The sequence below is a fragment of the Flavobacterium sp. genome, from assembly GCF_035760125.1.
Classification (GTDB): domain Bacteria; phylum Bacteroidota; class Bacteroidia; order Flavobacteriales; family Flavobacteriaceae; genus Flavobacterium.
Genome location: NZ_DASTTN010000022.1, coordinates 22,278 through 28,277, shown reverse-complemented (window position 1 = coordinate 28,277; position 6,000 = coordinate 22,278). Strand labels below are relative to the sequence as shown.

5 protein-coding genes are annotated in these 6,000 nt (G+C 32.8%); all 5 read right to left on the bottom strand.

What is annotated here, in order from left to right; translation table 11 throughout:
* Positions 1-4: 4 nt before the first annotated feature.
* The gene (locus VFS71_RS01105) at positions 5-1,063 is read right to left on the bottom strand and encodes an FAD-binding oxidoreductase (protein WP_326398830.1); all 1,059 of its coding nucleotides are present in this window, start codon (positions 1,061-1,063) and stop codon (positions 5-7) included.
* A gap of 78 nt (positions 1,064-1,141) precedes the next feature.
* Positions 1,142-2,131, bottom strand: a complete 990-nt coding sequence (gene gldN, locus VFS71_RS01100; RefSeq protein ID WP_111409983.1) for a gliding motility protein GldN — start codon at positions 2,129-2,131, stop codon at positions 1,142-1,144.
* Between the two features lie 45 nt (positions 2,132-2,176).
* A complete protein-coding gene (gene gldM / locus VFS71_RS01095) occupies positions 2,177-3,736 on the bottom strand; it encodes a gliding motility protein GldM (RefSeq protein ID WP_326398829.1) in 1,560 nt (519 codons plus the stop codon).
* Positions 3,737-3,788: 52 nt separating this feature from the next.
* Entirely contained in the window at positions 3,789-4,418 is a 630-nt protein-coding gene (gene gldL / locus VFS71_RS01090) for a gliding motility protein GldL (protein WP_326398828.1), read from the bottom strand.
* Positions 4,419-4,469: 51 nt separating this feature from the next.
* Positions 4,470-5,879 carry a gliding motility lipoprotein GldK gene (gene gldK / locus VFS71_RS01085; protein ID WP_326398827.1) on the bottom strand — a complete coding sequence of 470 codons (1,410 nt, stop codon included), beginning with the start codon at positions 5,877-5,879 and terminating at the stop codon, positions 4,470-4,472.
* Between the last annotated feature and the right edge of the window lie 121 nt (positions 5,880-6,000).

Genomic DNA, 6,000 nt, shown 5'->3' with positions numbered 1-6,000 from the left:
TTAATTAAGATTTTCCTTTACGCTTATTGGTAAATCTTTTAATATCAATTTCCTTATCTAGCAATATATCGTTCTCGATATTATCAAACAATGCTTTGGCCATTGCTGGACCAAGCATTACACCACGAGTTCCCAATCCATTCAAAACGTGAACTCTTTTATATTCTGAATGCGTTCCCACTAATGGTCTTCTGTCCCTAACGGTTGGTCTGACTCCTGCATAGTGCTCTATAATTTCAAAATCACATGAAATAATTTCTTTAATTCTGTCAATTAATTCTGTTCTACCTTCTTCTGTTGGCAAATTGGTTTTGTCTCTCCAATTATAGGTGGCCCCGACTTTGAATAAATCTTTACCCAAAGGCAAAATAAAAACACTTGTATTCACTATGACATCCAGGTTTAAAAGTGGAGCTTTAATAATAAACAATTCGCCTTTTGTACCATCCAAAGGCAATTCATTAAAAAAAGGATTGGCTTGTAAACCAAAACCCTCTGCAAAAACAATATGTCTAGCAATTATTCCCTTGTAAGAGACTCTTTCCTCATCAATAATTAAATCATTATAATCAAAAGTTTCATTTCTCAAAAGTTGGTTCGATAACAGATAATCATGATATTCAGAAAGCAACAATCCAGTATCAACATATCCAGTTTGCAATACTTCCCCATAACCAAAAGGAGAATCAATACCTTCAAAAGTTTTAAAAATTAAAGAAGTAGACAAAAAGGGTGCCAAAGCTGGTTTATCTGAAGCAGTAAACCAATTATTTTGTTCTTCTATAGAAAAAAATTTTCTCAATATGGGTATCTTGAAATCGACCTTTGATTCAATTTTATCGTTAAGACGTGAGTAAAAACCATCCATTAATTGTAATTGCTCTTGAGCTTGCCAAACTTCACTAAAGCGCTTTAAGATAACTGGATTATAAAGTCCGCCCGCAATTTTAGATGAATTTTGGGAATCATCGTTAAAAACTACAATAGTTTTACTATTCGACAAGGCAGTCTCAGCAAAAGAAATACCTGCTAAACCTGACCCAACAATTATATAATCAATCATAAATAATGTAATAAATGTAAAAAACAAAAAACTCTTACTTAAATTAAGTAAGAGTTTTTATTGTTAAATATTATGAAATTAGTAATTCCACATATCATGTTCGAAATCACGAATTTTATCTTTAATTCTATCAGATTCCAATAACTGATTCAAAGCATTTTCATTAACATACTCAGTAATCAAACGGTCACCGTATACATTTTCTTCTTTGTAAATAACACCACTAAATTGACGTGAATCTAAAATTCTATCAAAAGAAACTGGCATAGCCGAGTTTTTCTCGTTGAAAGCCAAATACTGATGTAAATAATCACGAATCGAAGGATAGAATATCCAGAACAAATCAATATAATCAGGATTTTCACTACCAACTTCTCTAGCTTCTGGAGCTATTGGACAAATACCTAATAAACGATATTTCAATTCACTTTGACGTTTATCAAAATACCAATACCCTTTTAATTTGTATCCTGTGATATCTTGTGCTGTAAGTTCTCTTTTATCTATAAATTGAGGATCCAAGGCTTTAGCAACGGGAACAGTAGCAGGACCAACCACTTTTACTTTTTTACCTTTAACAGTTTTATAAGTAATCGACGGTTTTGCTTTTGGGTAATACAAATCTCTATTGGCATTTACTTCTTCTCTACCAGCATTGGTAGTATCAATATAAGTAAACGAACTACTCATATCTTTGAAAGTTTTTTTGGTATTAAAATAATCATCAGCATACACTTCAGTTATTTTATTTGTCTTAATACCTTTAATCAAAACATCAAATAATGATCTTCTGTCTTTTCCAATATTAGTGGAATCGATTGGGAAATAAAGAGGAAAATTAAATCTTTCGCTCAAATCAACAATCTCCCATGTAGTTTTACCCATCAATATATCTCTATCATCCACATAACCATAAGCCAAAGGCTTATCATTGTCAAGAGACACTTGAGATTTAGTTTTTACTCCAATTTGATCTGGCGTCTTAGCATTCAGTAAATTAGACTGTGCAAATGAAGAAAAACTTCCCGCAACAAATGCTATAACCGCAACTAAATTTTTAGTCTTCATCTTTATTAATTATTAAGTTATTTAAGTAGAATAGTAACTTAAATATTATTGTATTTCGTAAATTACTACAGCTGTTCTTGAAAGCATGATATCAGAACCAACCAATTTAGTTTTAATATCTGAAATAGTAACTTGATCACCTCTTGTAGCTCTTGCTAAAGCAGTTTTACATTGTGCATTTACTCTATCACCAGAAACTATAACTGCAGCTTGACCAGCAACTTTTAAAGTAAATCCAACAACATTCAAATTAACATTAAAATCGAAATCAGGTAATTTAGCCGATATCTGAGAAACTTCTAAACGAGACTTAGCTCCTTTAACAATTCCCATTTCTCCACCAATTGCACCAACTGGAGGCGGAATACCTTTGATTCTATATGCTTTTTTGTCAGACACTTTAGATCCATCAGGCAAAGTACCTGTTACATTGATAACTACTTCAGAACCTTGTCCTGGATTCATGTTGTAAGAACCTGGTTTTCCTGCAGAACTCAAACCTGGAGCTGATGCAGAAACTTTATCAGCAGAAACACCTGCAAAAGAGATAGTCATAGGGTTAATAACCCCTCTATAAACTACATTCATTTTATCTGCAGAAATAGTAGCTGAATTTGGTTTTGGTACCACTACATAATTCCCAATAATTGGAATAGCAACTGGTTTACCATCTTCCATAAAAGTAAAGTTACCATTAATGTCGTGTTCACCAACATTACCTGCACCAAAACTAAAATCAACTTGACCATCATGCAAAGCAGAACCAAGATTTAAATTACTACCATTCACTACAACTTTAGTAGGTACAGTTGCTTTATCAAAACGTCCTAATACAATTTTCCCTTTTACGGCCTCTCCAGCGAAGAAAGCAGATTTTTCAGGAATAACAATTGCCGTATAATTTTTCATAGATGCGGCTGCAACAGCAGTTGAACCAGTTAATCTACTCAAAATTTGATTCTCAATAGTATTAACATCATTTTGAATTGCAGTTAATTTTGCTACAGAAGCAATAAGAGGGAAATGCTTAAAATTATAATCTAAATTATTTTTTTTCACGCCTTCTCTATCAACTACATCACCAGTATTGAACTTAGTATTGAATTCAGCTTCAATATCTTTAAATTTAGCATCACTACCGATTGCTGATTTAATAGCTGATTTATAAGCCTCCACGGCAGCAACAACTTCTTTACCTTTTGCAGACAAACCATCACCACTAAACCAAGATTCATCCAATTTTGATGAATTATCCATTGTCTCATATGGCAATTTACCATTCTCTTCTCTTTTAATATCTTTAGTAAAATCTGATTTTAAAGATTCCACATATTTATAAAAAGCAATAGTTGCAACGTTAACTTTCTTCCCAATTTCATTAGGAACTTTATATTGCTCAGGTTTATCTTGTGCTTTAAGATCCAAATCCGCTAAAATTGCTTCATTTGAAGTTAATGCTAAATTATTAGCTGTTTCAAATCTCTCGTTTATTAATCCAAATGCTGATAATACTTCTTTGGACATGTTTAATGCTAACATTGCGATGAAAACCAAGTACATCAGGTTAATCATCTTCTGTCTAGGGGTTAATTTTCCTCCTGCCATCTTTTCTAATTAGTTTATTATTTAATATTATAATATATAGTTAAAAAACTAATTATCCTTTATTACTCATTGCAGTAAGCATACCACCATATACATTATTTAAAGATGCAATATTTGCAGTCATTGATTGCATTTGCTCTTTCAATTTACTTGCATTCTCAGCAATTTCTTTATTAGCCTCAGCATTTCTAGTAGCACTTTCTAATTGTACTTTATACAAACTATTTAAAGATTCCATTTGAGCAGCAGCCATAGATAATTCTTCACTGTATTTTTTTGTTGCAGAAATAGAATCAACTGTAGGAGATATATTTCTTGAAGCATCTTCAAAATTTCTAATACTATTACCAAGACTACTCATCAATGCACCATCAATTTTAGCTTCTTTCAACATTGCATCTAATTTAGATGACAACATTCCATCTGCATCGTCAGATACAATTTCTTTTTTATCAGATTTTTCGCCCCCAGCCAATTCAGGATATACCAAAGACCAATCTAATTCATGTTCAACTGGTTCAAATGCCGATAGAGCAAAAATGAAAGCTTCTGTACAAAGACCAATTATTAATAATGCACTAGCTCCAGGGTAATGTTGAATTTTAAATAGGGCTCCGATAATTACTACTGCCGCTCCCATACCATAGGTAAAATTCATTGCTTTTTTGCTCAATATTGCCATCTTGTAAAAATTTTAAAGTTAATTTATAGGTTATTTTTATTTAAATTTGGGTTATTTTTTTTTGTTACCGGTTGTTTGAGTTCCCATATAATCCTGAACTGTTCTGAATCCGATATAACTTCTAGACGAATCTGCATATTCAAATGCACGAGTACTTACTTGAAGGAAATAAGAAACATCTTTCCAAGACCCCCCTCTTACAACTTTACGTTTATTCGAGTTGTCAATAACTGCAGGATTCATTGTGGATACAAACTCATATGCATTAGCATCATAAGCAGAATCCGTCCATTCAGAAACATTACCAGCCATGTTATATAAGTCATAGCCATTAGGTTCATAAGATTTAGCTTCTACAGTATACAAGGCCTGATCCGCAGCATAATCACCTCTGTTAGGCTTAAAATTAGCCATAAAACATCCTCTGTCACTTTTTGTATAAGGACCACCCCATGGAAAAGTAGCTGATTCAAGACCTCCCCTTGCAGCGTACTCCCATTCTGCTTCTGTAGGCAATCTAAAAGAGTTCACATTGTCTACATGATTTTTCTTAGATTTTAAATAACTATTTTTATTTAAAGTTCTCCATTCGCAGAAAGCTTTTGCTTGACTCCACGTAACACCAACTACAGGATACTCACCATAAGCTTTGTGCCAAAAGTAATCATTATGCATCGGCTCATTATAAGAATATGCAAAATCCTTAATCCAAACAGTAGTATCTGGATACACTTTAACCTCTTCAGTTCTAATGAAATCCTGTCTTTTTCCTACTTTAGCTTTAGCAGCAGCTTGAATATCCATCCAAGTATAACGGAATTTAAGTTTATTCACATCAATAGTCCTCAATCCATTATAAGATGCCTCTAAAGGTAAATACATAGAGTCCATAACTTCCGTGTAAAATTCATCCGGATATTTTTTAACATCCTTAACCAATTTAGCTTTTCTATCTAATCTTTTATAAGCGTTTGGATCTTTATCTGTACCGATACTATAATAGTTATCATACATATATTTATCGTAGGCTGTCATTTTTTCAGGGTCGGAATTATTATTACTAAAAGAATAATCAGCTATACTTCCTGTATTCTTTCCTTTACCTTTCCCATCACCAGCTGCACCTTGACCACTTTCTTCAGCTAAAATAGCCAAACGAAAACGAATTGTAGAATCTTTTACCCATTCCACAAATTGGCGGTATTCGCTATTTGTAATCTCTGTTTCGTCCATATAAAATGCCCTAACAGTAACTGTCTTTGTTGGCGCGTCGGCAACGTTAGCAACATCATCATCAGATTTACCCATGATATATGAGCCACCAGGAACCAGTGTCATTCCATAAGGTTTTTCAGGATGCCACTTTGCTCCTTTTACACCAACCAACTCTCCTTTGTCGCTTGATCTACCACAGCTAATTAACACTGTTAAAATTGCCGTAAATGCAATGAAATTCTTCATAAAAATTGGGGTTATCTATTCATTATTAATAGGACTGCAAACCTATTTATTTTTTATCTAAAAAACAATTCTTTTATAGTCACTTAATATTTGGTCAAATGTATGTTAAAAATTCTTAAAA